The 25,749-nt window shown below is 41.8% G+C and carries 25 protein-coding genes; 17 read left to right on the top strand and 8 right to left on the bottom strand.

The genetic code is table 11. The features are described 5' to 3' along the window. The first annotated feature begins 188 nt into the window (after positions 1 to 188). From PCIT_RS06530 to PCIT_RS06465, 14 genes are all read left to right on the top strand, one after another. Positions 189 to 554, top strand: a complete 366-nt coding sequence (locus PCIT_RS06530) for a response regulator (RefSeq protein ID WP_010362364.1) — start codon at positions 189 to 191, stop codon at positions 552 to 554. Positions 555 to 838: 284 nt separating this feature from the next. Continuing rightward, positions 839 to 3,256 carry a bifunctional aspartate kinase/homoserine dehydrogenase I gene (gene thrA, locus PCIT_RS06525; RefSeq protein ID WP_040698460.1) on the top strand — a complete coding sequence of 806 codons (2,418 nt, stop codon included), beginning with the start codon at positions 839 to 841 and terminating at the stop codon, positions 3,254 to 3,256. Between the two features lie 12 nt (positions 3,257 to 3,268). Further along, positions 3,269 to 4,213 carry a homoserine kinase gene (thrB, locus tag PCIT_RS06520; RefSeq protein ID WP_040698457.1) on the top strand — a complete coding sequence of 315 codons (945 nt, stop codon included), beginning with the start codon at positions 3,269 to 3,271 and terminating at the stop codon, positions 4,211 to 4,213. Then, entirely contained in the window at positions 4,210 to 5,496 is a 1,287-nt protein-coding gene (gene thrC / locus PCIT_RS06515; protein WP_010362361.1) for a threonine synthase, read from the top strand. Before thrB ends, thrC begins: the two co-directional genes overlap by 4 nt. Before the next feature lie 259 nt (positions 5,497 to 5,755). Then, entirely contained in the window at positions 5,756 to 7,012 is a 1,257-nt protein-coding gene (glyA, locus tag PCIT_RS06510; protein WP_010362360.1) for a serine hydroxymethyltransferase, read from the top strand. A gap of 85 nt (positions 7,013 to 7,097) precedes the next feature. Continuing rightward, positions 7,098 to 7,547 (top strand): transcriptional regulator NrdR, encoded by a 450-nt coding sequence (nrdR, locus tag PCIT_RS06505; RefSeq protein ID WP_010362359.1) that lies wholly within the window; start codon positions 7,098 to 7,100, stop codon positions 7,545 to 7,547. Beyond that, positions 7,547 to 8,659, top strand: coding sequence for a bifunctional diaminohydroxyphosphoribosylaminopyrimidine deaminase/5-amino-6-(5-phosphoribosylamino)uracil reductase RibD (ribD, locus tag PCIT_RS06500; RefSeq protein WP_010362358.1), 1,113 nt, complete (start codon positions 7,547 to 7,549; stop codon positions 8,657 to 8,659). The genes nrdR and ribD overlap by 1 nt, the downstream gene beginning before the upstream one ends. 7 nt (positions 8,660 to 8,666) lie before the next feature. Then, the gene (locus PCIT_RS06495) at positions 8,667 to 9,323 is read left to right on the top strand and encodes a riboflavin synthase (protein ID WP_010362357.1); all 657 of its coding nucleotides are present in this window, start codon (positions 8,667 to 8,669) and stop codon (positions 9,321 to 9,323) included. A 31-nt stretch (positions 9,324 to 9,354) separates the two neighbouring features. Further along, positions 9,355 to 10,467 (top strand): bifunctional 3,4-dihydroxy-2-butanone-4-phosphate synthase/GTP cyclohydrolase II, encoded by a 1,113-nt coding sequence (ribBA, locus tag PCIT_RS06490; RefSeq protein ID WP_010362356.1) that lies wholly within the window; start codon positions 9,355 to 9,357, stop codon positions 10,465 to 10,467. Positions 10,468 to 10,618: 151 nt separating this feature from the next. Beyond that, complete coding sequence (gene ribH, locus PCIT_RS06485) at positions 10,619 to 11,083, top strand: 6,7-dimethyl-8-ribityllumazine synthase (protein ID WP_010362355.1); 465 nt, start codon at positions 10,619 to 10,621, stop codon at positions 11,081 to 11,083. A gap of 11 nt (positions 11,084 to 11,094) precedes the next feature. Then, on the top strand, positions 11,095 to 11,505 hold the full coding sequence (nusB, locus tag PCIT_RS06480; RefSeq protein WP_010362354.1) for a transcription antitermination factor NusB: 411 nt from the start codon (positions 11,095 to 11,097) through the stop codon (positions 11,503 to 11,505). A gap of 43 nt (positions 11,506 to 11,548) precedes the next feature. After that, the gene (gene thiL / locus PCIT_RS06475; protein ID WP_040698393.1) at positions 11,549 to 12,511 is read left to right on the top strand and encodes a thiamine-phosphate kinase; all 963 of its coding nucleotides are present in this window, start codon (positions 11,549 to 11,551) and stop codon (positions 12,509 to 12,511) included. A gap of 8 nt (positions 12,512 to 12,519) precedes the next feature. Beyond that, on the top strand, positions 12,520 to 12,999 hold the full coding sequence (locus tag PCIT_RS06470) for a phosphatidylglycerophosphatase A family protein (RefSeq protein ID WP_010362351.1): 480 nt from the start codon (positions 12,520 to 12,522) through the stop codon (positions 12,997 to 12,999). Between the two features lie 59 nt (positions 13,000 to 13,058). Then, a complete protein-coding gene (locus PCIT_RS06465) occupies positions 13,059 to 16,121 on the top strand; it encodes a ligand-binding sensor domain-containing diguanylate cyclase (RefSeq protein WP_040698455.1) in 3,063 nt (1,020 codons plus the stop codon). 36 nt (positions 16,122 to 16,157) lie between these two features. Here the strand turns inward: PCIT_RS06465 and PCIT_RS06460 are convergent, their stop codons facing one another. From PCIT_RS06460 to PCIT_RS06445, 4 genes are all read right to left on the bottom strand, one after another. Further along, complete coding sequence (locus tag PCIT_RS06460; RefSeq protein ID WP_010362349.1) at positions 16,158 to 16,469, bottom strand: Mpo1-like protein; 312 nt, start codon at positions 16,467 to 16,469, stop codon at positions 16,158 to 16,160. Positions 16,470 to 16,524: 55 nt separating this feature from the next. Continuing rightward, positions 16,525 to 18,390: a 1-deoxy-D-xylulose-5-phosphate synthase gene (dxs, locus tag PCIT_RS06455; RefSeq protein ID WP_010362348.1), complete on the bottom strand. Its 1,866-nt coding sequence runs from the start codon at positions 18,388 to 18,390 to the stop codon at positions 16,525 to 16,527. Between the two features lie 105 nt (positions 18,391 to 18,495). Continuing rightward, complete coding sequence (gene ispA / locus PCIT_RS06450) at positions 18,496 to 19,383, bottom strand: (2E,6E)-farnesyl diphosphate synthase (protein WP_010362347.1); 888 nt, start codon at positions 19,381 to 19,383, stop codon at positions 18,496 to 18,498. Between the two features lie 3 nt (positions 19,384 to 19,386). Then, on the bottom strand, positions 19,387 to 19,629 hold the full coding sequence (locus tag PCIT_RS06445; protein WP_010362346.1) for an exodeoxyribonuclease VII small subunit: 243 nt from the start codon (positions 19,627 to 19,629) through the stop codon (positions 19,387 to 19,389). Positions 19,630 to 19,928: 299 nt separating this feature from the next. Between PCIT_RS06445 and pomA the strand changes: the two genes are divergently transcribed. From pomA to PCIT_RS06430, 3 genes are all read left to right on the top strand, one after another. Then, on the top strand, positions 19,929 to 20,696 hold the full coding sequence (pomA, locus tag PCIT_RS06440) for a flagellar motor protein PomA (protein ID WP_010362345.1): 768 nt from the start codon (positions 19,929 to 19,931) through the stop codon (positions 20,694 to 20,696). A 2-nt stretch (positions 20,697 to 20,698) separates the two neighbouring features. After that, positions 20,699 to 21,628, top strand: a complete 930-nt coding sequence (locus PCIT_RS06435) for a flagellar motor protein MotB (protein ID WP_010362344.1) — start codon at positions 20,699 to 20,701, stop codon at positions 21,626 to 21,628. 158 nt (positions 21,629 to 21,786) lie between these two features. Further along, positions 21,787 to 22,308: a hypothetical protein gene (locus PCIT_RS06430; protein ID WP_010362342.1), complete on the top strand. Its 522-nt coding sequence runs from the start codon at positions 21,787 to 21,789 to the stop codon at positions 22,306 to 22,308. Between the two features lie 18 nt (positions 22,309 to 22,326). Here the strand turns inward: PCIT_RS06430 and PCIT_RS06425 are convergent, their stop codons facing one another. From PCIT_RS06425 to ybeD, 4 genes are all read right to left on the bottom strand, one after another. Next, on the bottom strand, positions 22,327 to 23,532 hold the full coding sequence (locus tag PCIT_RS06425; RefSeq protein WP_010362341.1) for an aromatic amino acid transport family protein: 1,206 nt from the start codon (positions 23,530 to 23,532) through the stop codon (positions 22,327 to 22,329). Positions 23,533 to 23,803: 271 nt separating this feature from the next. Beyond that, a complete protein-coding gene (gene lipA, locus PCIT_RS06420; protein WP_010362340.1) occupies positions 23,804 to 24,769 on the bottom strand; it encodes a lipoyl synthase in 966 nt (321 codons plus the stop codon). After that, positions 24,766 to 25,419 (bottom strand): lipoyl(octanoyl) transferase LipB, encoded by a 654-nt coding sequence (gene lipB, locus PCIT_RS06415; RefSeq protein ID WP_010362339.1) that lies wholly within the window; start codon positions 25,417 to 25,419, stop codon positions 24,766 to 24,768. The genes lipA and lipB overlap by 4 nt, the downstream gene beginning before the upstream one ends. 14 nt (positions 25,420 to 25,433) lie before the next feature. Then, the gene (gene ybeD, locus PCIT_RS06410; protein ID WP_010362338.1) at positions 25,434 to 25,712 is read right to left on the bottom strand and encodes a DUF493 family protein YbeD; all 279 of its coding nucleotides are present in this window, start codon (positions 25,710 to 25,712) and stop codon (positions 25,434 to 25,436) included. Between the last annotated feature and the right edge of the window lie 37 nt (positions 25,713 to 25,749).

Raw genomic sequence — 25,749 nt, 5'->3', positions numbered from 1 at the left:
CAACATCAGGATATATGTACTTAAACTTAGCTAATAAAGCCTTAAAAATAAATAAATATCTGACATTATTGCACACAATGGGCATATTAGATGAATATATAGTTTGGGTACTTACTGATTTACTACTAAATATGTTATAAGTAGTTGGTTGTAACATTGTTGATGGCAAAAAGATAAAAATATTTGATATGAGTTATTCTATATTAGTGTGTGATGATTCGAGGGTGGCACGTAAGCAGGTAGTTCGTTGCTTATCTTCTGCGCTAGAAGCTGAGATCATGCAAGCTGAAAATGGTGTGCAAGCACTTGAGCTTCTTGAAGCCCAACAGGTAGATCTACTCTGCTTGGATTTAACTATGCCTGAACTGGATGGCATTGGCGTGTTAGAAGCGATTAAAGCGAAGAAACTAGAAACATTTGTCGTCGTAATTTCTGCTGATATACAACCTGAAATGAAAGAGAGAGTTGTTAGGCTTGGTGCAATTGATTTTATTGAAAAACCCGTTACTCCTCAGTATTTATTGAATTTATTAACACAGTACGGTATCCGATAAAAGCAGTAAAAATAACCTCATTTGACCTATTTATAATATACATTCACTCATTCCCTGCCGCTAACTTGAACAAATTGCATAAAGAATGTCTATTTTGGGTGTTGACAGTGCGGCTAGATTTCAGGCACTCTTAAGTCATGAAAATAAAATTTAACACTTCGACCATTATTATTACAACCACCATCCAATCTGGATAGTGGCATAGGTCGGTGCGTATTTAAAAGGCCTGTGTTCACTAAGAACACAGGCCTTTTTTCGTTTTTGGAATGAGGAAAATTACCATGATGCGAGTATTAAAATTTGGCGGCTCATCGTTAGCCGACTTTGACTGTTTACGGCAAGTACAGAATCTAGTATTAACCCAATCTGGGGAAGAAGCGTTAATTGTCCTTTCAGCACCTGGAGGCATGACAGACCAACTGGTTGAGTTGGTAACACTGGCTGAACAGGGAAATGCTTACGAAAGTCAATGGCAGGCTTTGGAAGAGCGAGCAAACGATTTACGTCAACAAGTAGAGAAGCTCTATGGAGCAAGCACTTATTGGCCTGACTTCAAGGCGCTGGCGGATAAATTGGCGGGAGTAAGACTTTTAAGACACTGCCCAGCTCAGGTTCAAGCATTTATTATTAGCTTTGGGGAACGTGTTAGCTGTGCACTTATGCAAACGATGTTAGGTAGTGCACAAGCCAGTTACTTAGATGCGACTCACTGTATTTCAACTTCGGGTGGTTATTTAGATGCAGAAGTGGACTTAAAAGCAAGTAAGTCACGGTTTGCATTGGCAATGCGTGAAAAGCCGAATAAATACTACATTATGCCGGGTTTCACAGGGTGTGATCAACAAGGCGCATTAACTACGCTTGGCCGTAATGGTTCTGATTATTCCGCTGCTGTCGCTGCGGCTTGTTTAGGGGCTGAGGTATGTCAAATTTGGACAGATGTTGACGGCGTTTATAACGCGGATCCAAGGTTTATCAGTAAAGCCACAAAAGTCGATTGGTTATCGTATAAAGAAGCCATGGAGCTGTCTTATTTTGGTGCTAAAGTACTTCATCCGAAAACTATTTTGCCTTGCGCTAAAGCGGGCGTGCCATGTGAAATTAAGAATACTCACAACCCTGATGTACCCGGTTCGGTAATTAGTAATGAACGACGCGGAGACGAGCAAGTTAAAGCGCTTTCAAGCTTAGATGAGCTAGCAATGCTCACGGTATCTGGGCCCGGTATGAAAGGTAAAGTAGGCATGGCATCTCGAGTATTTAATGCCCTTGCACAGGACAATGTGTCGATTGTTTTGATCACGCAGTCGTCGTGTGAATTCAGCATCAGCTTTTGTGTTCATGAAGCGGACTTAACGTTGGCGCTAACAGCCCTTGAACAGGCATTTGAACTTGAATCTCAGGCGGGTCTAATTGAGCCGGTACAAGTGCAGAGAGACTTAGCGATTGTTACGTTAGTGGGTGATAATATGAAAGCCCATAAAGGGCTTGCGGCTAAGTTTTTTGCCTCGTTGGCACAAGCTCAAGTAAATATTGTAGCGATTGCCCAAGATTCAACTGAAAGTGCGATTTCAGCGGTTGTTGATGGTAGCTTATGTAATGATGCGGTGAAGGTGTGCCATGAGAATTTCTTTACTCATGTTCCTTCAATAGATGTTTTCTTACTTGGTGTTGGTTTAGTCGGGCAGGAGCTCATTAAGCAACTGCAAAAGCAGCAACAGTGGCTACAAAAGCGCAATATAAAACTTAACCTATATGGCGTAGCAAATTCTCGACAGCTCTATCTAAATGCAGACGGTGTGCCGTTTGATAGCTGGCATGGTGAACTGGAGCAGCAGCAAGCGGGTTTTGCTCTGGATAAACTAGAAGCCTTTGTTAAAGCCAATCACTTAATAAACCCTGTGATTGTAGATTGTAGCTCTTCCCAACAGCTTGCTGATCAGTATTGTGACTTCCTTAATGCCGGTTTTCACGTTGTGGCTGCGAATAAAAAAGCGAACACGGGAAGTTATGCATATTATCAAGCGTTAAATAATACAGCACAGCAAAAGCAGCGTAAGTTTTTATATGAAACGAATGTGGGAGCCGGCTTGCCTGTTTTAGACAACTTACAGTTGTTATTTGGCGCAGGTGACGAGCTACTGTCTTTTAATGGTGTGCTATCAGGTTCTTTATCATACATGTTTGGTGCTTTGGAGGATGGGTTAAGTTTGTCAGAAGCCACAGCAAAAGCCAAAGCGAATGGCTTTACAGAGCCTGACCCTAGAGATGATTTATCAGGCACAGACGTAGCACGTAAGCTTCTCATCATTGCCCGTGAATCAGGTTTAGCGTTGGAGCTGTCTGATATAGAGGTGGAGTCAGTGGTGAGTGAGGCTTTTGCTCCGGGCACCTCGGTAGATGAGTTTATGACTAAGCTCCCTGAACTTGATAATGACTTTGCACAAAGAGTTCAAGCGGCCGCAGAGCAAGGCAAAGTGTTACGGTACGTGGGCAGTATTGATAACGGTCATTGCAGAGTCGGTATTGAAGCCGTTGATAAATCAAACGCGTTATATGATATTCGCGATGGAGAAAATGCCTTGGCGATTTTAAGTCAGTATTATCAACCTCGTCCTTTTGTGATTCGTGGTTATGGTGCAGGTGCTGAAGTGACCTCTGCGGGTGTATTCGCAGATATATTAAAAACGCTGTCACGATAGGGGTAAAGAATGATGATTTCTGTATATGCTCCAGCCTCTATTGGCAACTTTTGTGTTGGCTTTGATTCGCTTGGTGTTGCACTTGCGCCAATTGATGGCACGTTATTAGGCGATGTTGTTCATGTGGAGGCTGCGGATAAAGATCAGTTTTTATGTACAGGCCAATATGCTGATAAATTACCCTCAGCAGCTGAAGAAAACTTAGCATACCAATGTTTAGTACATTTTCGCGAGCATGTGGCATTAGATATGCCGCCAGTCTCTTTGGTGTTAGAAAAGCGTTTACCAATTGGCTCTGGGTTAGGCTCAAGTGCGTGCTCTGTTGTGGCAACATTTGCTGCACTTGATAAATTTGCAAATACCGCGCTTTCCCAAGAGGCATTGATTGAGCTAATGGCTGACTTTGAAGGGAAAGTGAGTGGGGCACGTCATTATGACAATATTACTCCCTGCTATTTAGGTGGGCTTCAATTAACGGCTGAGTTAACTCCGAATAAGGCGATTAGTTTGCCTGTTGATGAAGCTTGGTACTATGTTGCTGCATATCCAGGTTTTGCTTTAAATACTGCAAAGGCCAGAGCTGTGATGCCAGACACAATAAGCAGTCATGCGAGCGTAGAGTTTGCTCAACGTTTGTCGAGTTATTGCTTATTGATGCAAAGCGAACGCTTTGATGAAGCGCTCACTCTAATGCAAGATACAATAGCAGAACCGTATCGCAGATCTTTGATTGCGGGATACAGTGATGCCAAAACGGCATTACCAAAGTTAGGGGCTGACTTGGTCAGTATTTCTGGTGCAGGGCCAACTCTATTTACGATTTGTAAAACATTAAAAGCGGCGGAGCAATGTCAAACTTGGTTGCGTCAGCATTATATAAATGAGCATGGCTTCAGCCATATTTGTAAACTTGATAACCTCGGTACTCGAGTTATTTCTATGGGAGATAAAGAATGAACCTCGTAAATTTAAAAGATGAACAACAGCAAGTATCGTTTATTGAAGCGGTAAAAACGGGGTTAGGGCGTAATCAAGGGGTTTTCTTTCCAACAGATTTAAGCCCATTGGACAACATTGATGCGTTGCTTGAAATGCCATTTGCAGAACGAAGTACTGAAATTTTGGCGCACTTAATTGGCGATGAATTACCAAAAGATACCCTGAGTGAAATGGTTCATCGCGCCTTTAACTTCCCAGTTAACTTGGAAAAGGTCGATAATAACAATTATTGCTTAGAGCTGTTCCACGGGCCCACTCTTGCATTTAAAGATTTTGGCGGCCGCTTTATGGCCGAGTGTGTTGGTTTGTTTAATCAAGGCGAACGCGTCACAATTTTAACTGCAACTAGTGGAGACACCGGGGCTGCTGTAGCGCATGCGTTCTATAACAAACCTAATGTTGATGTCGTGATCCTTTATCCAGAAGGAAAAATTTCTCTCGCACAACAAAAACTATTCACCACATTGGGCGGTAATATTCATTGTTATGCTGTGAATGGCAGTTTTGATGATTGCCAAGCATTAGTTAAACAAGCTTTTTTAGACGATGAGCTAAAAAGTAAGCTTGGTTTAAATTCTGCTAATTCGATTAACATTAGTCGCTTAGTGGCTCAAGTATGTTACTACTTTGAAGCATTGGCACAACTTCCTAAAGCTGAACGTGCCAACGTACATATTTCTGTGCCCAGTGGCAACTTTGGTAATGTCTGTGCGGCAATGATTGGCTCGGTGATCGGGTTACCTATTGCAAAATTGTCAGCAACGACGAATCAGAACGACACGGTGCCTCGATTTGTTACTTCCGGTGAATGGGATCCAAAGGCGACGCTGGAGTCTCTTTCTAATGCGATGGATGTGAGCAAACCTAATAACTGGCCACGCGTACAAAGCATGCTCGACAGCAATAAATTTAATAAACATGATTTTTATTCACGTAGTGTCTCTGAGCAAATAACAGAGAATGTGATGCAAGATATTGCTAAGTCTGGGTACATTGCTGAACCGCATACTGCGATTGCCTATGAAGGACTTAAACTTGATCAAGGTGATGCGAGTACGGGTATATTTTTAGCAACAGCACATCCTGCTAAGTTTAAAGAGTCAGTCGAAGAGGTATTAAAACAACAAATATCAATGCCTACTGTGTTACAGAATGCACTAGATAAAGAATGTTTAGCGAAGCCTTTAGACGCTGACTATGGGCAATTAAAAGCCGCAATGTTCGAAAAATTGTTGTCATAAGGCGCTATATAAAATCGATATAGCACCTTATGTCGCGTTATGTAAGTGCCGAAGTCATCGGCTCTTACATTTATAACTTTAATTCACTGCTTTTTATTTATTTAATTTCTTAATGTTTAAATAAAAAAATATCATTGCATAAACACTGTGAAATAAATTCAATCCCTGTTTAAATATGCTCAAGCCTTTACCATAGGCATCACACGCATTAGAGCGTACAATACGGCTTTTATACCTTTACGTGCACCTAGGAGACCCCATGTTAGAACGTAACATGAATATTGCAGATTTTGACCCTGAATTATTTAACGCGATTGAGCTTGAAACGACTCGTCAAGAAGAACACATTGAACTTATCGCGTCTGAAAACTACTGTAGCCCTCGAGTGCTTGAAGCGCAGGGTTCACAGTTAACAAACAAATACGCAGAAGGTTATCCTGGTAAGCGTTACTATGGCGGGTGTGAGCACGTAGATGTTGTTGAGCAATTGGCAATTGACCGTGCTAACGAACTGTTTGGCTCTACCTATGCAAATGTGCAGCCTCACGCTGGTTCTCAAGCAAATGCAGCGGTATTTTTAGCGCTATTAGAAGCGGGTGATACAGTGCTGGGTATGAGTCTTGCTCATGGCGGTCACCTAACGCACGGTTCACATGTGAGCTTTTCAGGTAAGTTGTACAATGCAGTGCAGTACGGATTAAACGAAGCAACGGGTGAAATTGATTATGAGCAAGTTGAAGCGCTAGCGCTTGAACACAAGCCTAAAATGATCATTGGTGGCTTTTCTGCTTATTCTGGTATTGTTGACTGGGCTAAGTTCCGTGAGATTGCAGATAAAGTAGGTGCTTACTTATTTGTTGATATGGCGCATGTAGCTGGTTTAATCGCAGCGGGTGTTTACCCAAGCCCTGTACCTCATGCACATGTTGTGACAACAACAACACACAAAACATTAGCCGGCCCTCGTGGTGGTTTGATCATTTCTGCTTGTGAAGATGAAGCTATTTACAAAAAGCTTAATAGTGCGGTATTCCCTGGTGGACAAGGTGGCCCTCTATGTCATGTTATTGCAGCGAAAGCAGTAGCATTCAAAGAAGCATTACAGCCAGAGTTTAAAGCGTATCAAACACAAGTTGTTAAAAACGCACAAACAATGGTGTCTGTATTGCAAGAACGCGGTTATAAAGTGGTATCAGGTAAAACAGAAAACCACTTATTCTTACTTGACCTGATTGATAAAGATATCACAGGTAAAGATGCGGATGCTGCATTAGGCCGTGCTAATATCACTGTTAACAAAAACTCAGTACCAAATGACCCACGCTCACCATTTGTAACGTCTGGTTTACGTATTGGTTCACCTGCAATTACGCGTCGCGGTTTCAAAGAAGCTGAGTCTGCTGAATTGGCTAGCTGGATCTGTGATGTACTTGATAATATCAATGATGAGACAGTTCAGGCAGATGTAAAAGAGAAAGTAAAAGCTATCTGCGCTAAATTACCTGTTTACGCATAATTTAGCTCACAAAAACAGAGATTTTTGATATCATTAAGGCCGCTATATAGCGGCCTTTTTTGTATCCAGTTAAAAGTGAACAACTATGCATTGCCCATTTTGTACCGCCAAAGATACTAAAGTGATTGATTCGCGCCTGGTGAGTTCAGGTCATCAGGTCCGTCGTCGTCGAGAGTGTATTGAATGCCATGAGCGCTTTACTACTTTTGAAGGGGCGGAGCTCGTTATGCCTAGAGTGATCAAACAAGATGGCTCACGAGAACCCTTCAATGAAGATAAACTCATCAATGGGTTACACCGAGCATTAGAAAAACGACCAGTAAGCACAGAGCAAGTTGATGAAGTGATCCACGAAATTAAGTCTACAATTCGGGCTACTGGCGAGCGTGAAATCCCCAGTCATATGATAGGTGAATGCATAATGGAAGCGCTGAAAAAGCTAGATAAAGTGGCTTATGTGCGTTTTGCATCTGTGTATCGTTCATTTGAGGATGTACGTGAATTTGGCGAAGAAATCGCGAGGCTAGGAGATTAATGGCGTTTAGTGATCAAGACAAACACTTTATGGCGCGTGCAATTGAACTTGCACGTCAAGGTCGATATACCACAACGCCTAACCCAAATGTAGGGTGTGTTGTGGTAAAGGACGGTTATGTCGTCGGTGAGGGGTTTCATCAGCGAGCGGGTGAGCCGCATGCTGAAGTTCACGCATTGAAAGCGGCTGGCAGCCGTGCAAGCGGAGCAACAGCTTACGTGACCTTAGAACCGTGTAGCCATTATGGCCGCACACCCCCTTGTGCGGAAGGACTGATAAAAGCCGGAGTTGCCAGAGTCGTTGCTGCGATGGTTGACCCTAATCCGCAAGTTGCAGGCCGAGGTTTGGCAATGCTGAAAGAGGCAGGTATTGAGACTGCGTCGGGTTTGCTAGAAGCACAAGCGAGAGCATTAAATGATGGCTTTTTAAAGCGAATGGAGACCGGGCTTCCTTTTGTTACCTGCAAACTAGCGGCATCAGTGGATGGAAAAACCGCGTTAAATAATGGCGAAAGTAAATGGATAACGTCATCGCAAGCACGCCAAGATGTACAAGGTTTTAGAGCGCAAAGCTGTGCTATTTTAACCGGCGCAGATACGGTTTTAGCCGATGATGCTAAGTTAAATGTGCGAGAAACTGAGTGTGATATCACTTTGCCTGAAGGCACTTCACTGCGCCAACCAATACGGGTTATTTTTGACTCTCAGAACCGTTTGACGCCAGCGCTTGCGTTATTTCAATTTTCATCCCCCATTATTATTTTGAGAACATCCCTTGATAATACGCAGCAATGGCCACATTTTGTAGAGCAAGTGGTTGTTCCAAAACAGGGTGAAAAAATTGATTGCCAAAGCGTGTTGGCATTATTGGCCAAGCGTGGCGTGAACCGTGTTTGGCTTGAAGCTGGCGCAACGCTCGCTGGGGTTTTTCATCAGCAAAATTTAATTGATGAATTTGTTGTTTATCTTGCGCCTAAGATTATAGGTCATGACGGTAGAGGGTTATTTAATACTCCTGAATTAACCCACATGAATGAAATAACAGCACTTAATTTTACAAGTGTTGAACGAGTCGGTGATGATATTCGTTTAACCCTTAGAGCAGTTTCATAGAGGCATTATGTTTACAGGAATAATCGAAGCAACAGGCACCCTGACCGAGCTAGTTTCGAAACAAGGTGATTTAACTGTCCGTGTGACAAGTAATACCTTAAATATGCACGACGTGAAGTTAGGCGATAGTATTGCTACCAATGGTGTTTGTCTTACGGTAGTTGAAAAGTTTAGCGATGGCTTTAAAGCTGATGTCTCAAATGAAACGCTGCATTTAACATTGTTTGCTCATTACAAGCTAGGGCAAAAGGTTAACTTAGAAAAGGCATTACAACCTATCTCTAGACTCGGCGGTCATTTAGTTTCAGGGCATGTGGATGGGATCGCGACGATAGACAGTGTGCACCAAAATGCACGAGCAACAGAATATTGGCTAAAAGCGCCTGAAGCGCTGATGAAATATATTCCTTACAAAGGATCCGTCGCAATAGATGGCATTAGCCTTACGGTCAATGACATCAAAGAGAATAAATTTAAGCTGACAATTGTGCCGCACACGGCACAAGAAACCACCATTGTGGACTTTCAAGTTGGCACCAAAATTAATTTAGAAGTTGATCAAATTTCTCGGTATTTAGAGCGTCTGATACAAGGTACTCATACGCCAGCAACAGAATCGACTCTCACAACAAATTTGTTAGCCAAAGCGGGTTTTATTAAGTAATCCGATAGCAAATAAAAATAGCAGGTAAATTATGAATTTAAATAGCGCACAAGAGATCATTGATGACATAAAAGCCGGTAAAATGGTTATTTTAATGGATGATGAAGACCGCGAGAATGAAGGTGATTTAATCATTGCTGCTGAACATATTTCAGCGGATGCCATTAATTTTATGGCAACACACGGTCGAGGTTTAATTTGTTTAACAATGACTCAAGAGCGTTGTCAGCAGTTAGATTTACCGCTGATGGTTCGCAATAACGGTGCTCAGTTTTCAACAAACTTTACCATGTCCATTGAAGCTGCTAAAGGTGTAACAACGGGCATTTCAGCTGCAGACCGAGCTCGTACTGTTCAAGCCGCAGTCGCTAAAGGGGCCGTGCCACAGGATATTGTTCAACCAGGTCATATATTTCCTATTATGGCACAAGCTGGTGGCGTACTCACTCGCGCGGGGCATACAGAAGCTGGGTGTGACCTTGCTCGCTTGGCTGGTTTTGAAGCATCGTCGGTCATCGTTGAAATATTAAATGCTGACGGGACTATGGCGCGACGCCCACAATTAGAAGTATTTGCCAAAGAACATGATATTAAAATCGGTACTATCGCCGATTTAATTGAATATAGAAACCTGAATGAAACAACCATAGAGAAAGTAGCTGAATGTAAGCTTCCTACCGAGTTTGGCGAGTTTGATTTAGTAACATATAAAGATACCATTGATAACCAACTTCACTATGTAATGAAACGTGGTGAAGTAAATGCTGATGAGCCTACGCTCGTAAGAGTTCATTTACAAAGCACGTTTAATGATGTGTTGTTATCGGATCGGGGAGCTGATAGAAGCTGGAGTTTACACGGAGCGATGAAACATATCAGTGAAAACAACGGTGTGCTTGTTATTCTAGGCAAGCAAGAGAACCCAGCTGATATCGAATCTATGGTGAAAGCGTTTGCAGCTGAAGATGCTGGTGAAAGTGTTAATTTACGTAAGTTTCAAGGCACGTCTCGTACTGTTGGTGTAGGATCGCAAATTTTAGCTGATTTAGGTATTCAAAAAATGCGTTTGATGAGTATGCCGAAAAAATATCATGCATTGTCAGGCTTTCACCTTGAAGTAGTGGAATACGTTGAGCCTAAATAGTAGTAGATAGCGCATATTTGAGCGCGATTAAAGGTTGTTTAGGTAGACGTAAAGTTGTGCTATTATGCGCTCCAATTTGGCAATTGCTCATACCAAGTAGCTTGCAATATATAAGGGCTGCTGTGGTATTACACAAGATTAGGATCATCTAATGAATATTATTGAAGGTAATAAGTACGCACCAGGCAAAAAGTTTGCCATTGTCATTTCTCGTTTTAATGACTTCATCGGAAGCAGTTTGCTAGATGGCGCTGTCGATGAGTTAAAGCGTACGGGTGGTGTTAGTGATGAAGATATCACAGTGGTATATGTACCAGGTGCTGTTGAGTTACCTCTTGCGGCTAAACGCATTGCAATGAAAAAAGAGTTTGATGCGATAATTGCACTCGGTGTCATTATTCGTGGCGGAACGCCGCACTTTGATTTGGTTGCAAATGAGTCGAACAAAGGACTTGCATGTGTTTCATTAGATCATGATATCCCAGTTGCATTTGGTGTGTTGACTACCGAAAGCATCGAGCAAGCTATTGAACGTGCGGGAACCAAAATGGGCAACAAGGGTGGCGAAGCCGCGCTTGGTGCGCTAGAAATGGTTAACGTACTCGATAAAATTTAAGAGGATCTTCAGTGAAACCAGCAGCAAGACGCAAAGCGCGCGTATTAGCACTACAAGCCGTTTATTCATGGCAATTAAGTGGCAACCCAATTGGTGATATCGAACAACAGATGTTGATTGAGAACGACGTTACCAAAGTAGATGTTGAGTATTTTAAAGACTTAGCGCGTGGCGTTGCAGTAAATCAAAAGCAACTTGATGAAATTGTTACCCCACATTTATCTCGTCCTTTTGATGACTTAGATATGGTTGAACGAGCAGTTCTTCGTGTAAGTGCTTACGAACTGAAATTCCGTGAAGATGTACCTTATAAAGTTGCTATCAATGAAGGTATTGAGTTAGCAAAGATATTTGGTGCAGAAGACAGCCACAAGTTTGTAAATGGTGTGCTAGATAAAGCGGTAAAAGATATCCGCAAGTAAAGGCAACCAAAAGGAGAGCCGGCATTGGCCGGCTTTTTTGTGTATGAAGGAATTTGAATTAATTAATCGCTACTTTACTGGTCGTGGTGTTACGCGACGTGATGTTGATGTAGGGATTGGTGATGATTGTGCTTTGGTTAATGTACCTGATAACTGCCAGCTGGCAATTACAACCGATACACTGGTTGAAGGGGTGCACTTCTTTGCTGATATTCCCCCTCGCGCACTGGGGCACAGAGCACTGGCCGTTAACTTAAGTGATTTAGCGGCGATGGGTGCTGAACCAACTTGGGTTTCCTTAGGCTTAACATTACCTCAAATAGACCCTGAGTGGCTAGAAGAGTTCACTGAAGGTATGCATGAAATAGCTGAATACTTTAATGTTCAGATTATTGGTGGTGATACTACTCAAGGGCCGCTTACGATTACTATTTGTGCTAAAGGAACCGTGCCAAAAGGTAAAGCGTTGACGCGTTCAGGCGCCAAAGTGGGTGATTGGATTTATGTCACAGGTAATTTAGGGGATGCGGGGTTAGCGATTGAAAGTCGTAAAAAAGGCTGGCCTCTAAGTGAGTATGATGCTGCGTCAGTACTTAAACAGTTTCATTATCCGTCGCCACGTGTAGCTGCTGGTCAAGCATTAAGAGGGATCGCCTCTTCTGCGATTGATATTTCTGACGGGGTACTTGCAGACTTGTCTCATATTTTACGTCGATCAGGTGTTACTGCGCGGATCCATGCTGATAAAGTACCTATGTCAGACGCACTACGTAATAATGTACCATTGGATCAAGCACTCAAGTTAGCACTGGCGTATGGCGATGACTATGAATTGTTATACACTGTTTCACAAGATAATAAGTTAACGATGGAATCTAAATTACACCAGTATGGGGTTGAACCAATATGCATTGGCCAAATTCAAGCAGGTAGTGATGACATTGAGTTATTATATGATAACCAACCTTGGCTGTTACCTGAGTCGGGTTTTGAGCATTTTAGCTAGGAGAAAGTTTGGCTAAGCAGTTTAATTTAAAGCGACCTCACCAATTTTTTGGACTAGGTTTTGGCTTAGGCTTATCTCCAGTTGCTCCAGGCACTGTAGGTACGTTAGCAGCTTTACCGTTTATTTTTATTACTTTATCGTATCCATTATGGCTTCAGTGTGTTTTCGCTATTGTTATTAGTGTGTTTGGGTTATGGGCTTGTGGTAAAACAGCAAAAGATGTGCAAGTACATGATCATCCAGCGATAGTATGGGACGAAGTTGCAGGCTTTTATATTACAATGTTAGGTGCTGCATTAAGTTGGCAAACGTTGCTGGCTGGGTTTCTGTTGTTTCGTTTCTTTGATATTGTAAAGCCTGGACCGATTAAGTTGTTAGATAAACGCTTAAAAGGAGGATGGGGGATCATGGCAGATGATATTTTAGCCGGGATTTTTTCATTGATTTGTTTGCAAGCTCTGCTAAAAACAGGCGTTTTAGCGGGTTAATCTAGGCGATGTTTGTGACTAATAAAAAGACGCTAGTAACTGTTTGGTTGTTAATATTTATGGGGTTGGCTTTTACCTCAAAGTCGGCATTTTCAGCAATTAATGATTATGTTGTGAAACAATGGAATTTACAAAATGGCTTGCCGTCACAATCAATCGCTAGCATTGTACAAGATAATAACGGTTATATCTGGCTAGGGACGCAATTCGGTCTTAGCCGGTTTGATGGTCACAAGTTTACCAATTTAACGACACAAAATACGCGTTTTTTGCAATCAAATGCAGTCCATAAGTTACTCATTGATAAGCGCGGCATGCTATGGATTGGCACGCGACGAGGATTACACCGTTTAAACCCTCAGACACTTGAAGCACAAAGCTTCAATACCCAAGGTCCGGTTCATGACCTATTAGAAGATCATGATGGTGGTATATGGATTGCTTCGAACGGCCTGTACTATATATCTGAAGCGGATCAGTTACTCCATCAGAGTGAGCATCAACAGGCCCAATTTTCTCCGAGTAAAATCAATCAAATCGTTGGTTCAGTGACACGAATGGCATTGTCATCTGATGGTATTTGGTTGGTAAATGAGCACCACTTACTTAAAATTAAAGAGTCGAGTTCAATCAATAATAATGAATTTCGATTGAAGCTAGCGAGTAAGCTGTCTCTACCTCGGCAATTAGCGCAAACCATTATTCATGACCTTGCTTGGATCGATGGCCGTTTATATTTGGCATCTGAGTTGGGCGCGTATTTTTTAGATATTGATGAGGTTATTCGTCGCTATGGAGAAATAGGGAATACTGCTGTTTATAAGTTTCTCGGTGATGAAGATGGTGGCTTCTGGGTTTCAACATCGAGTGAACTCATGTATCGAGAGCCTAATGGATCTTGGCAGTCGGTGAGGCCAACGCAAGCGGAACAAAACATATGGTTTTCAGATATATTCAAGGATCGTGAAGATAATATTTGGTTGGGTAGCTTGAATGAAGGGCTATGGTTTGCTCACTCAGGGAAAGTTGAACGTCATCAGGTAGGGCCAACCATAAATCAAGGTGTGACAGCCATCACACAAGCAACAGATGATAAAGTTTGGGCATCAAGTCGTTTAGGGGTTGGCGTATTCGATAAACTTGGCGAATTTCAACAAGTGTTATCGATGCAGAAATTAAAGCGCAGACAAGTATTTGATTTGGAGTTTCAAGGAGACCGCCTGTATTTAGGAACTGATAAAGGTGTTCTTTTATACGAGCAAGGGCAGGTGTATACCTTGCCATTTATTGAGCTGAGAGATAACCCTGTATTTTCGATCAGCACCTCCAATAAAGGCGGTCTGTGGCTAGGCACTGGTAGAGGGCTTTATCGCTTAGATTATGCAGGACTCACGCCGTTTGCATATAACTCATTTTTGGGAAGCCAATATATTACCTTTGTACTGGACCTACCTAACTTCGGCTTTATTGGTACTAACAAAGGCGCATATCAATACAATGAACGTGGTATCGAAAAACTAGGAAGCCATACGGCACTCGACGTTGCGTATATCACCAGTATATTACATTTAGATGGCGTTTCTACGTTGATAGGCTCTCGTAGCCATGGCCTTTTTTATCAAACAATGGAAGGCGACTGGCTTCAATTAGATGCGTCTAATGGGTTACCGTACGGCTCTATTAATTCATTACATTATGATAAAAAGTTTGGGCAAATTTGGGTGAGCACTAAAAAAGGCGTTTACCGCATGCCAGCAGCTCAATTTTCTCAGAGTATTAATAATCTACAAGTTGAACAAGTGATAAGCCAATTTGACCGACAGTTGGATGGTAAAGCAAGTCAATGCTGTTCAGGTTTTGGTCATGATGCGGTCATGGAAACCGAAAGTTCTATTTGGTATCCAAGTTCGCAAGGGGTTGTCGAGATCCCAAAAGATGTTCAGTTGTTTGGAGCAGACGACTTACAGCCTAAATTAGAAGCACTTAATACGAAAGAGAGACGGATACCCAGCGGCTCTTTAAAAGATAGGATTGTGTTAGGTAACGGTGAGCGTGATATTACAATAAAATATACCGCGATTGATTTCTATGCACCGAAAAGTATTGAGTTCCGTTATCGTTTATCAGGTAAAGGTAAGAGTGAGTGGCGTGATGCATCAACAGGTCAAGAAGCTATTTACACTAATTTACCACCGGGTGAATACCTATTTGAGTTAGAGGTGAAACGCCGAGGGCAAAACTGGACAAAAGCGCGAACCAAACAAGTGGCGATATCTTTGCCCCGACGCTTTGATGAAACCATTTACTTTCGCTTAGTGATCACGTGTGGCTTTATTTTCTTATTCTACCTAATATTTTGGGTATTCCGGGCGCAAGAACGTAGAAAGCAAATGGCGCTAGAAAACCTCGTTGCAGATAGGACAACAGAGCTTCGAAAGGCCAACGAAAAGCTCAATCAAGTAAATACGCAGTTAAAGTTAGTGAGTCATACCGATGAACTGACTGGCTTACGTAGTAGACGCTTCTTGTTTGATCAGCTACCAAAAGATGTCGAGCACTATCAGCGTAATGCTCAGTCTTTACAGCAACAAAATAAGCGCCTAGTGCTGATGATTTTAAATGTTGATAGCTTTAGTAAAATCAATGATACGTACGGCCCTATTGGGGGGGATAGTTGTTTACAACAACTGGCAACATTACTCAATATGCGCACGCAAGGGTCTGATTATGTCGCTCGTTGGAGCGGCGATGAGTTCTTATTACTTTTACGAGACTTCAAGCGTGATGAAGTGGAGGAGTATGTAGGAGAGTTGTGTAAAGCTATCGCTGATTTTGATTTTAATTTACCCAATGGTAAATCTATGAAGTTAACGGTTTCGATGGGTTGGTCATTTTATCCATTGCCATTATTGGGCGGACAAGTCATTGGCTGGGAAGCATCTGTAAACTTAGCTGATATAGCGCTTCATCAAGTTAAACAGCGAGGTGGAGATGGTTCTGCGACGATTATCTTTGATGATCAACTTGATGCGTTTGAATTTGAGCAAAGCAGCAATATTGAATCTCAGTTGCAGACGTTACAAGATAATGGTTTAGCAGAAATTAAAGTATGGATGCGATAGCTCACGGATACAGTGAGTATAATTGTATATCCTCACTTATGGTTTTTGACGGGCTAACCATCGAAAATACATAAGCCAGTCAGCCATGAACGAATAAATTGGGTATTTAAACGTGGCCGGACGATTGTGTTCAAATACAAAGTGACCGAGCCATGCTAACCCATAGCCGAACAGAGGTGCTAATAATAAATACCAAACGGACTGTGTTAAAAGGAATGCTATAATAGTGGTAATAACACATGAGCTACCAAGGTAATGCAATGCTCTGCAATATGGGTGGCTATGTTGGGTTAAATAAAAACGATAAAAGTCTTTGAAAGAGTGAAATGAATCTGTTTCGCTAACCATATCATCCCCCTAAATATTTTAAAGAAAGAGGCTTTAGCCCCTTTCTTTATTGCACTCAATCTTGTAACAACTGACGCACATAATCACTAATACCACGTGCAGACAAGCCCATTTCATCATGCATTTCGTCTTGCGTACCATGCTTGATGAATTCATCTGGAATACCAAGGTGACTAACATGGACTGACGCATTTATGCTGGCAAGAAACTCGCTAACTGCACTGCCTGCGCCTCCAGCAATTGCATTATCTTCTAATGTGATAAAGTGTGTATGCGACTGTGAAAGTTCAGTCAATAACTGAGTATCAATAGGTTTAACAAACCGCATATCTACTAATGTGGTGTTAAACTCATCTGCTGCACATTGCGCGTTATGTAGCAGTGTACCAAAGCTGAGGATGGCTACATTTTTACCTACTCTGATGGTATTTGCTTTACCTATAGCAACGTCGGTCATTACTTGTTCTATGTCAGCTGTACCTGCACTACCTCTTGGGTAGCGAACAGCAACCGGCTGATCACAGTTGAATCCGGTATACAGCATTTTCCGGCATTCGTTGGTATCACTTGGTGTCATGATAACCATATTTGGAATGCAGCGCATAAAGCTTAAATCGTAAGCTCCTTGGTGTGTTTCACCGTCAGCTCCAACAATACCTGCGCGGTCGATAGCAAACAAAACAGGAAGATTTTGAAGTGCGACGTCGTGAATGAGTTGATCGTATGCGCGCTGTAAAAAACTGGAGTAAATTGCGACGACTGGCTTGAGGTTTTCACAAGCAAACCCTGCCGCTAACGTCACCGCATGTTGTTCTGCAATTGCGACGTCAAAGTATTGCTCCGGAAACTGCTTTGAAAACTGCACCATGCCTGAGCCCTCACGCATGGCGGGAGTAATCGCCATTAAACGAGAGTCTTGTGCTGCCATATCGCATAACCATTGACCAAACACTTTGGAAAATGTTGGTGCTGCGGGCTTAGATTTAGGTAAGCTATGAACTGACGGATCAAATTTAGGCACTGCGTGATAACCAATAGGGTCAGCTTCAGCAGGCTCGTAGCCTTTGCCTTTTTGGGTTTTTATATGAAGAATTTGTGGCCCTTTTAGATTCCGCATGTTCCGTAATGTATCGACTAACATGTTTACATCGTGGCCATCAATTGGTCCAATATAGTTTAGTCCGAGTTCTTCAAAAAAGGTACCAGGGATAACCATGCCTTTTAAATGTTCTTCTACTTTACTGGCCAGCTCTTTTACGGGTGGTACACCAGAAAGTAGCTTTTTGCTACCTTCGCGAATATTGGTATAGAAACTACCTGACAATATTTTTGCGAAGTGGTTAGTGAGGGCGCCAACATTTTCTGATATCGACATTTCGTTATCATTTAATATGATCAACATATCTGATTTTATGTCGCCAGCATGATTCATTGCTTCAAATGCCATACCTGCAGTGATCGCACCATCACCAATCACAGCAACAGTTTTACGTCCAAGGCCCTCTTTCTTAGCAGCGATAGACATGCCTAATGCGGCAGAAATTGAAGTACTAGAGTGACCAACGCTAAACGTGTCATATTGGCTTTCTTCTCGATATGGAAAAGGGTGCAAACCATCTTTTTGTCTAATGGTATGAATTTGCTCACGACGACCCGTAAGTATTTTATGTGGATATGCTTGATGACCAACATCCCAGATTAATCGGTCTTCTGGTGTATTGTAAACATAATGAAGTGCGACGGTTAGTTCCACTGTGCCCAAACCTGATGCAAAATGGCCACTACTTTGTGATACTGAATCGAGTAAATATGCTCTCAATTCCTTACTAAAAGAAGGTAATTTATGTTGCGGTAATTGGCGCAATTGCTCAGGCTCTTCTGCTAGAGCCAACATAGGGTACTTGCTACTATCAAATATCATTGTATTTATATATGTCCTACTCAAACCTTGCATAATTATATACAAAGCCAGTGGTTAATTTTATCTATTTATGCAACTTAGTCATTAATACGTCATGAATAGCGGTTAATGGTCACGTTCAATGATGTATTTCGCCAGTTTCGCGAGCATTTCGGTATCAGCATTGACGTTATTGAGTTGCTGTATTGCTTGCTCTGTTAGATCTTGGGCTTTTTGTTTTGCTCCTTCAAGGCCGAGTATAGCTGGGTAAGTGGATTTATTATTGTTTATATCAGAGCCTTGGGGCTTACCCAGTGTATGTGTATCGCCCTCGATGTCGAGTATATCGTCTTGTACTTGGAATGCGAGGCCGATATGTTGGCCATATAAGACAAGGTTTTCTAAATCTGAACTATCTAGCTGTGGCGCGCATAGCGCACCTAACTCAATGGCACATGTCAATAGTGCCCCCGTTTTCAGTCTATGGATCTGTTCTAACTCTTCTAGACTGATATTTCTATCAGTTCCTGCTATGTCAAGTGCTTGGCCACCTACCATACCTTGTAAACCAGCGGCTTGAGACAGAGCCTTAATCATACTAATTTGTCGAGACTCAGGCACGGCAAAGCGATGGCTTGAAATTAACTCGAATGCCAAGCTTTGCAGCGCATCACCAGCTAAAATAGCATGAGCTTCGTCAAATTTAATATGACAAGTTGGCTTACCTCTGCGTAAGTCATCGTCATCCATTGCAGGTAAATCGTCATGAACGAGTGAATAGCTATGGATACACTCTATTGCAGCAGCAACAATATCTAGATCACTATCCTTGGCACCTAGCATCTTACCCGTTGCATAAACTAAAAATGGTCTTAGTCGCTTTCCACCATTATTAACACTATAAAAGGTGGCAGCTTTAACGGTTTCGTCAGTGACTAAATCTTGTTCAAAATAGTGCGTCATAAAATGTGTGATGCGATCTTGTGCGTTATTTATTTCTATTTTTAGGGTCACGACTTATTCCGAACTTCCAGTAAATGGTATTGTTGTGCTATTTTCATCATTGCCCATGAGGATAGCGACTTTCTGCTCAGCATTTTGGAGCTTTTGATTGGATGCATTTGCCAATTGTATCCCTCGCTCAAACTGCTTAAGTGATTGTTCTAAAGTGAGCTCACCATGCTCCATTGCACTAACAATACCTTCGAGCTCATTAATGGCTTCTTCGAAGCTGAGGTTTTCTGGTTTTTTTACTGCCATGAGGACGTCTCTTTATTGGGCAAATTAAATAAAAGAGCTCAATTTTAGGGGCAATAGCGCACTAGGTCAAAGATAAGCGCACTTTTTTACGCTAAACTGTTAGATATCAAGTGAGTAGCTTTATTAGCTATTTTATAGCTTTTTAATATAATTGAGTTAAGAAATAAAGTTCCTTGCCGATATGTTGTTGAGAAAGGACTATGTTTATATTTTGACTGTGGGACTCAGTAGCGAGGCGCTACACTTAAGCGCGTTAGAAAAAATTAGAAGAATAGTATATAACACTCTCTGGAGGATATGTGGATTTAGCAACCGTAATAGGTATATTGGGCGCGATTGGTTTGATTGCCATGTCTATGTTTATGAGTAGTGACGGTGAAGTCGCTATGTTTGCTGACTCCGCTTCAGCGGTTATTGTATTCGGTGGCTCACTTTTCATTGTTTTATCTAATTTTACCATGCCGCAATTTTTCGGTATCGGTAAAGTGTTGGGTAAAGCCTTCATGTTCAAAATTGAAACACCTGAAGAACTCATTGAAAAAGCGGTTGAACTAGCAGATTCAGCACGCAAAGGGGGCTTTTTGGCCCTTGAGGAGGCTGAAATACCTAACGCGTTTATGCGTAAGGGGGTTGATATGTTAGTGGATGGGCATGATGCTGATGTAGTAAGGGCGACCCTGCAAAAGGACATTTCTTTAACAACATCCCGTCATGAACAAGGTGCGTCGTTGTTTAAGTCACTGGCTGACATCGCCCCAGCAATGGGGATGATTGGTACCTTGATTGGTTTGGTTGCGATGTTATCAAATATGGATGACCCAAAAGCCATCGGCCCTGCGATGGCAGTGGCTTTGTTGACAACGCTTTATGGCGCTTTCTTAGCGAACGTTGTCGCTATTCCTATTCAAGTTAAATTAGAGTTGAGAAAGGACGAAGAAGAACAGAATCAACGTTTAATACTTGATGCAATTTTAGGGATCCAAGATGGGCAAAACCCGAAAGTAATCGAAGGCATTTTGAAAAACTACTTAGCTGAATCGAAACGCGGTAGCGACAAAGAGGAATAAGCATGTCTGATGAGCAGGAGTGTAAATGCCCCCCCCCAGGACTGCCAGCTTGGATGGGGACATTCGCTGATTTAATGTCACTACTTATGTGCTTTTTCGTACTGTTATTAGCTTTCTCAGAAATGGACGTACTCAAGTTTAAACAAATTGCAGGCTCTATGAAGTTTGCATTTGGTGTTCAAAATAAAATTGAAGTAAAAGATATCCCCAAAGGAACCAGTGTAATTGCAATGGAGTTCACTCCTGGAAAGCCCGAGCCCACCCCTATTGAAACAATACAGCAGCAAACGGTAGAAATGACGCAACAAATGTTGGAATTTCAAGCGGGCGATGAAAGCTCAGCAGGGGGACGACAAGAACAAAGGGGCAATAAACGAGGAGGGGAGTCACAAAGTACCTCTCAAGAGCAATCTATGCAACAAGCAGTGTCAGCAGCCGAGCAAGAGCAAGTGAATGAGCTGGTGAAAAAGATTGCCCAGCAGTTAGAAAAGCAGATTATGGATGGTGCGATTGAGCTTGAGTCACTCGGGCAGCAAATTATTATTCGTATTCAAGAAAATGGTTCATTTCCTTCTGGTAGTGCATTCTTACAGCCTAAGTTTAAGCCCGTTATTCAAGATATCGCTGAGTTGCTAAAAGATGTACCAGGTGAAATTACGGTATCTGGCCACACGGATGATTTTCAAGTAACGAATGAGCTTTACAGTAATAATTGGGATTTGTCGGCAACGAGAGCGGTTGCCGTTGCCAGTGAGATGGTGACGACGAGAGGGTTTGATAAAAATCGGCTTGTTGTAGTCGGTCATGCTGATACTCGTCCTTTGGTTCCTAATGAAAATAATACAGATAGACGGCGTAATAGAAGAGTGGAAATATCTATCTTACAAGGGAAGGCTAAAGAGTCGGAACCTATTGAAGTTAGAGAAAATTAAGCAAAGCTTGATTGTCAGATTAAATTGGGATATTTTACGGATTGTAACTACTCAAGGAGAAATATTATGTCAATTAAAAGTAAGTATTCATACCTACCAGGTGGTAATGGTGACGGCGCAGATGAAAATGAAAAAAAACCTAAGTAAGCAGCTCATTTGTGTTGGTTAGCCTATTTTCAGAAGAAATAAATGCTTTTCTGTATCTAATAAGAGATCATGCAACCGTAGTAACATTTATAGCGGTTGCTTTGTTTTTTGTGCTGAAAGATAAACTTGCTTTACGTTATGCGTCTTTGTGTGCTGTCTTCTATATAGTAGGGTATTTCTCATACGATATTATAAAAGAAGCAGACGGTGATAAATACGTGCTTCGTTATATTATTTGGGCCCTAAATGATATTGTTTTTATGGCGATCCTCGCGTATTGGGCCTTAAAAGACAAAGTTTATATTTGGCAAAGTATTATTGCTCAGTTGGTGATATTACCTGCTCCTCTTTTACAATTGTTCCGTCTAGTCGATAGACATTTACTCGACTTAACGTACTCACCTTATTTATATAAGACTATTTTACCCTTAGTCAACATTGTTGTCGTTTTATTGTGTTTTGCACCCCTAGTCGTGTTTTTTAAAAAGAAGCTTTCGACTTCTGAAGTGATGAAACCACCGATGTCTCAGTAATTTCATCACATTATAGCCTTAGCCTAACGCGGGGATCACAGCAAATATTTGCAAAATCTGTGAAGTAATAATTGCCAAACCGCAAATGGCAGCCACTGTAAGTGCGGACGTTCCCCCTCGAACTTTATACCCACTATTGTTAATAGCTGCTTTTCTTTGTACCCAAACCATTGAAACTGGTAAAAATACAGCTAAAACCACAAGTGCAATAGCTGCATAACCTAACGCCATTATGAACCCCTGTGGGTAAAAGAGTGCAAATCCCAAAGGCGGTAAGAAAGTGATGAATGCCGTGGTGATCCGGCCCTTTTTATTATCAACTTGTTTGAAAGCATCAGCGAAAAAATCAAATAAACCTAGACTCACACCCAAAAAGGACGTTGCTAATGCAAGGTCTGCAAAAAGGGTGACAAAAGTAGATACATTCGGGTTATGAGCAATGCTTGCGATGCTCTGAACAAACCCTTGTAAACCGTTACTGCTGAGTAAACTTTCTTGACTCATTACGCCTTGGCTTAAAATTTGCCAGCCAATATAAATAACGAGCGGCAACGAGGCCCCAAACATCATGACTCGGCGTAGTGATTTAATATCTAGGCCTACATATTTTACGATGGAAGGAATTGAACCATGGAAACCGAAAGAGGTAAAAATAACAGGTATTGCACTAATTATTAAGCCTTGCTCAATAGGCATATCCAGTAAGTGAGCACCTTGCACGTATGGTGTTAACACAAAGAAGAGGCTCGTAAGCACAATGATTTTAATGCTGAATAGGACTCTGTTTAGTTTATCTACGGTACTAGTACCCGCCGTGACAATGGCTGCGATAACAATGGCAAGCAAAATTGAACCCGCTTGTGGGGCAACGTCGATATTAAGTAGGTTGTTAAGCTTAGTTTGTAATTGCGCTCCACCACCGGCAATATAAGCCGCGCATAAGGCATAAAATAAGAATACCATGGAAAAGTTAGCAATATATTGGCCTTTTTTACCTAGTATCGATTTTGCTAAGGTATTTAGTGTGGAGTCTACGCTGGCATATTGATGCAATTCCAACATAAGCAGTGCTGTATAGGTCATTAGAACCCAAGTAAGTATTAACAGCACCAGTGCGGTGCTGAAGCCGAGTCCTGCGGATGCGATAGGTAATGCGAGCATTCCCGCACCAATGGTCGTACCTGCAACGATCAGCATACTCCCGATAGTTTTATTTTTAAGCACACATTGCCCTTTTGTTTGTGAGAGACACAGGAAGATATAACGGCTGCAACAAAAAGGAAATACTTTTGCTATAAATCTATGTTAATGATTGTAATTAAATATTTATTGTAATGTAATATGAGGTGTTTTTAAAAGTAAAAACACTTTTATATCTGATGGTTAACTCAGCAGTAATAGGTTGGAAATTGGCTAGGTTGGCCTAATTTAATAATTAAAAAACGCAACAATAAATATGCTGCGTTTTTTATTTTAAAATAGAGTTTGCGCGTCGTTATTTTACTTCTTTGCCTGCGGCTTGTTGATCTGCATGGTAACTTGAGCGTACAAAAGGCCCAGATGCTGCATGTACAAAACCAATTTCATCAGCGTAGTCTTTAAGTGCGTCAAACTCAACCGGTGGCACATAACGTTTCACAGGGAGGTGGTGTTTTGACGGCTGTAAGTATTGACCCACAGTCAGCATGTCAACATTGTGCTCTCTAAGATCACGCAATACTTCTTCTATTTCAGAGATTTCTTCGCCCAATCCGACCATTAAGCCTGATTTAGTTTTAACTTCTGGGTGCGCTTCTTTGAAACGACGAAGTAGTTCAAGAGACCATTTATAGTCAGCGCCTGGACGTGCTAGTTTATATAAACGAGGTGCTGTTTCTAAATTATGATTGAACACGTCAGGTGGGGTTTCAGAAAGAATTTCCAACGCTTTTTCCATGCGGCCTCGGAAATCCGGAACTAGTATTTCTATGGTTATATTTGGGCTGTGTTTACGGATTGCTTTGATACAATCAGCAAAGTGTTGTGCGCCGCCATCTCTGAGGTCATCACGGTCAACCGATGTGATCACCACATAGCTTAACTTCATATCTTTGATGGTGAGTGCTAACTTCTCTGGCTCGGCAGCATCAGGCTTTAGTGGGCGACCATGCGCTACGTCACAGAACGGACAGCGACGAGTACAAATTGCACCTAAAATCATAAAGGTAGCAGTACCATGGTTGAAGCATTCAGATAGGTTTGGACATGAAGCTTCTTCACAAACTGAATGTAAGCCATGTTTACGCATTGCTTGTTTAATACCATCAATACGCTCACTAGATTTAGGTAAGCGGATTTTTAACCATTCAGGCTTACGAAGCATTTCTTCCCGTTCTGTCGGTAAAACTTTTACTGGGATAAGTGCCATTTTTTCGGCGTCACGAAGCTTTACCCCTGGCTCCATTTTTACTGGTTTACTCATTCGTTTTCAAACCCTTCAATTTGCTCAACATGCTCTACTTGTAAGCGTAGTAACATATGCTTTATCAGCCCATCCCCAACATCTTTCATGTTAGATAGACCATTTAAATCACTTGTTTGGACCATATTCATCCCTGCGTAGCCACAGGGGTTAATTCGTAAGAACGGGTCCATGTCCATATTGACATTCAGTGCTAATCCGTGGAACGAACACCCTCTACGTACTCTTAGCCCCAAAGACGCAATTTTGCTGTCATTGACATAAACACCCGGTGCATCGGCTTTAGCATAGGCTTGGATATTAAGCTCCGCCAAATAATCGACAATGCATTCTTCTAACCAAGTAACTAGCTCCCGTACCCCGATATTTAATCGGCGTAAGTTAAACAGTACATACATCATTTGTTGGCCTGGGCCATGATAAGTTACTTGGCCGCCTCTATCGACTTTTAACACTGGTATATTGCCAGGTGCAATAACGTGCTCAGCTTTACCTGCTTGACCCTGAGTGAAGATAGGGTCATGCTCTACGAGCCAAATTTCATCGAGGCTATGTTCATCCCGAGTATCAGTAAAAGACTGCATTTTATGCCAAATGGGTTCATAACTGCGTCGACCAAGTTGACGTACTATCACTGATTTTTGCTTCATATAGCTCTCTATTACTATAGTACGTAACGCACGTCGTCTAGGCCGCCAACCTCAGTATAAATTTGTTCAATGTCTTCTTTAGAGCCCACAGTGGCAACTACGGTAATAGATTCGTAGGTTCCTTTGCTGCTAGGTTTTACTTTAGGAGAATAATCGCCGGGCACAATAGCTTGTAATTTGGCAATTACTTGATCGGTTAAACTAACGTTTGCAAGGCCCATGATTTTAAATGTAAATGGGCATGGGAATTCTAAAAATTCATCAAAATTAGTATTCTTTACAGGTTTTACCACGACGGTATCCTCACTACTTTATGTAAATGTGAGTAGA

It is taken from the genome of Pseudoalteromonas citrea, from assembly GCF_000238375.3.
Classification (GTDB): domain Bacteria; phylum Pseudomonadota; class Gammaproteobacteria; order Enterobacterales; family Alteromonadaceae; genus Pseudoalteromonas; species Pseudoalteromonas citrea.
This window is presented reverse-complemented; position numbering and strand designations above follow the sequence as displayed.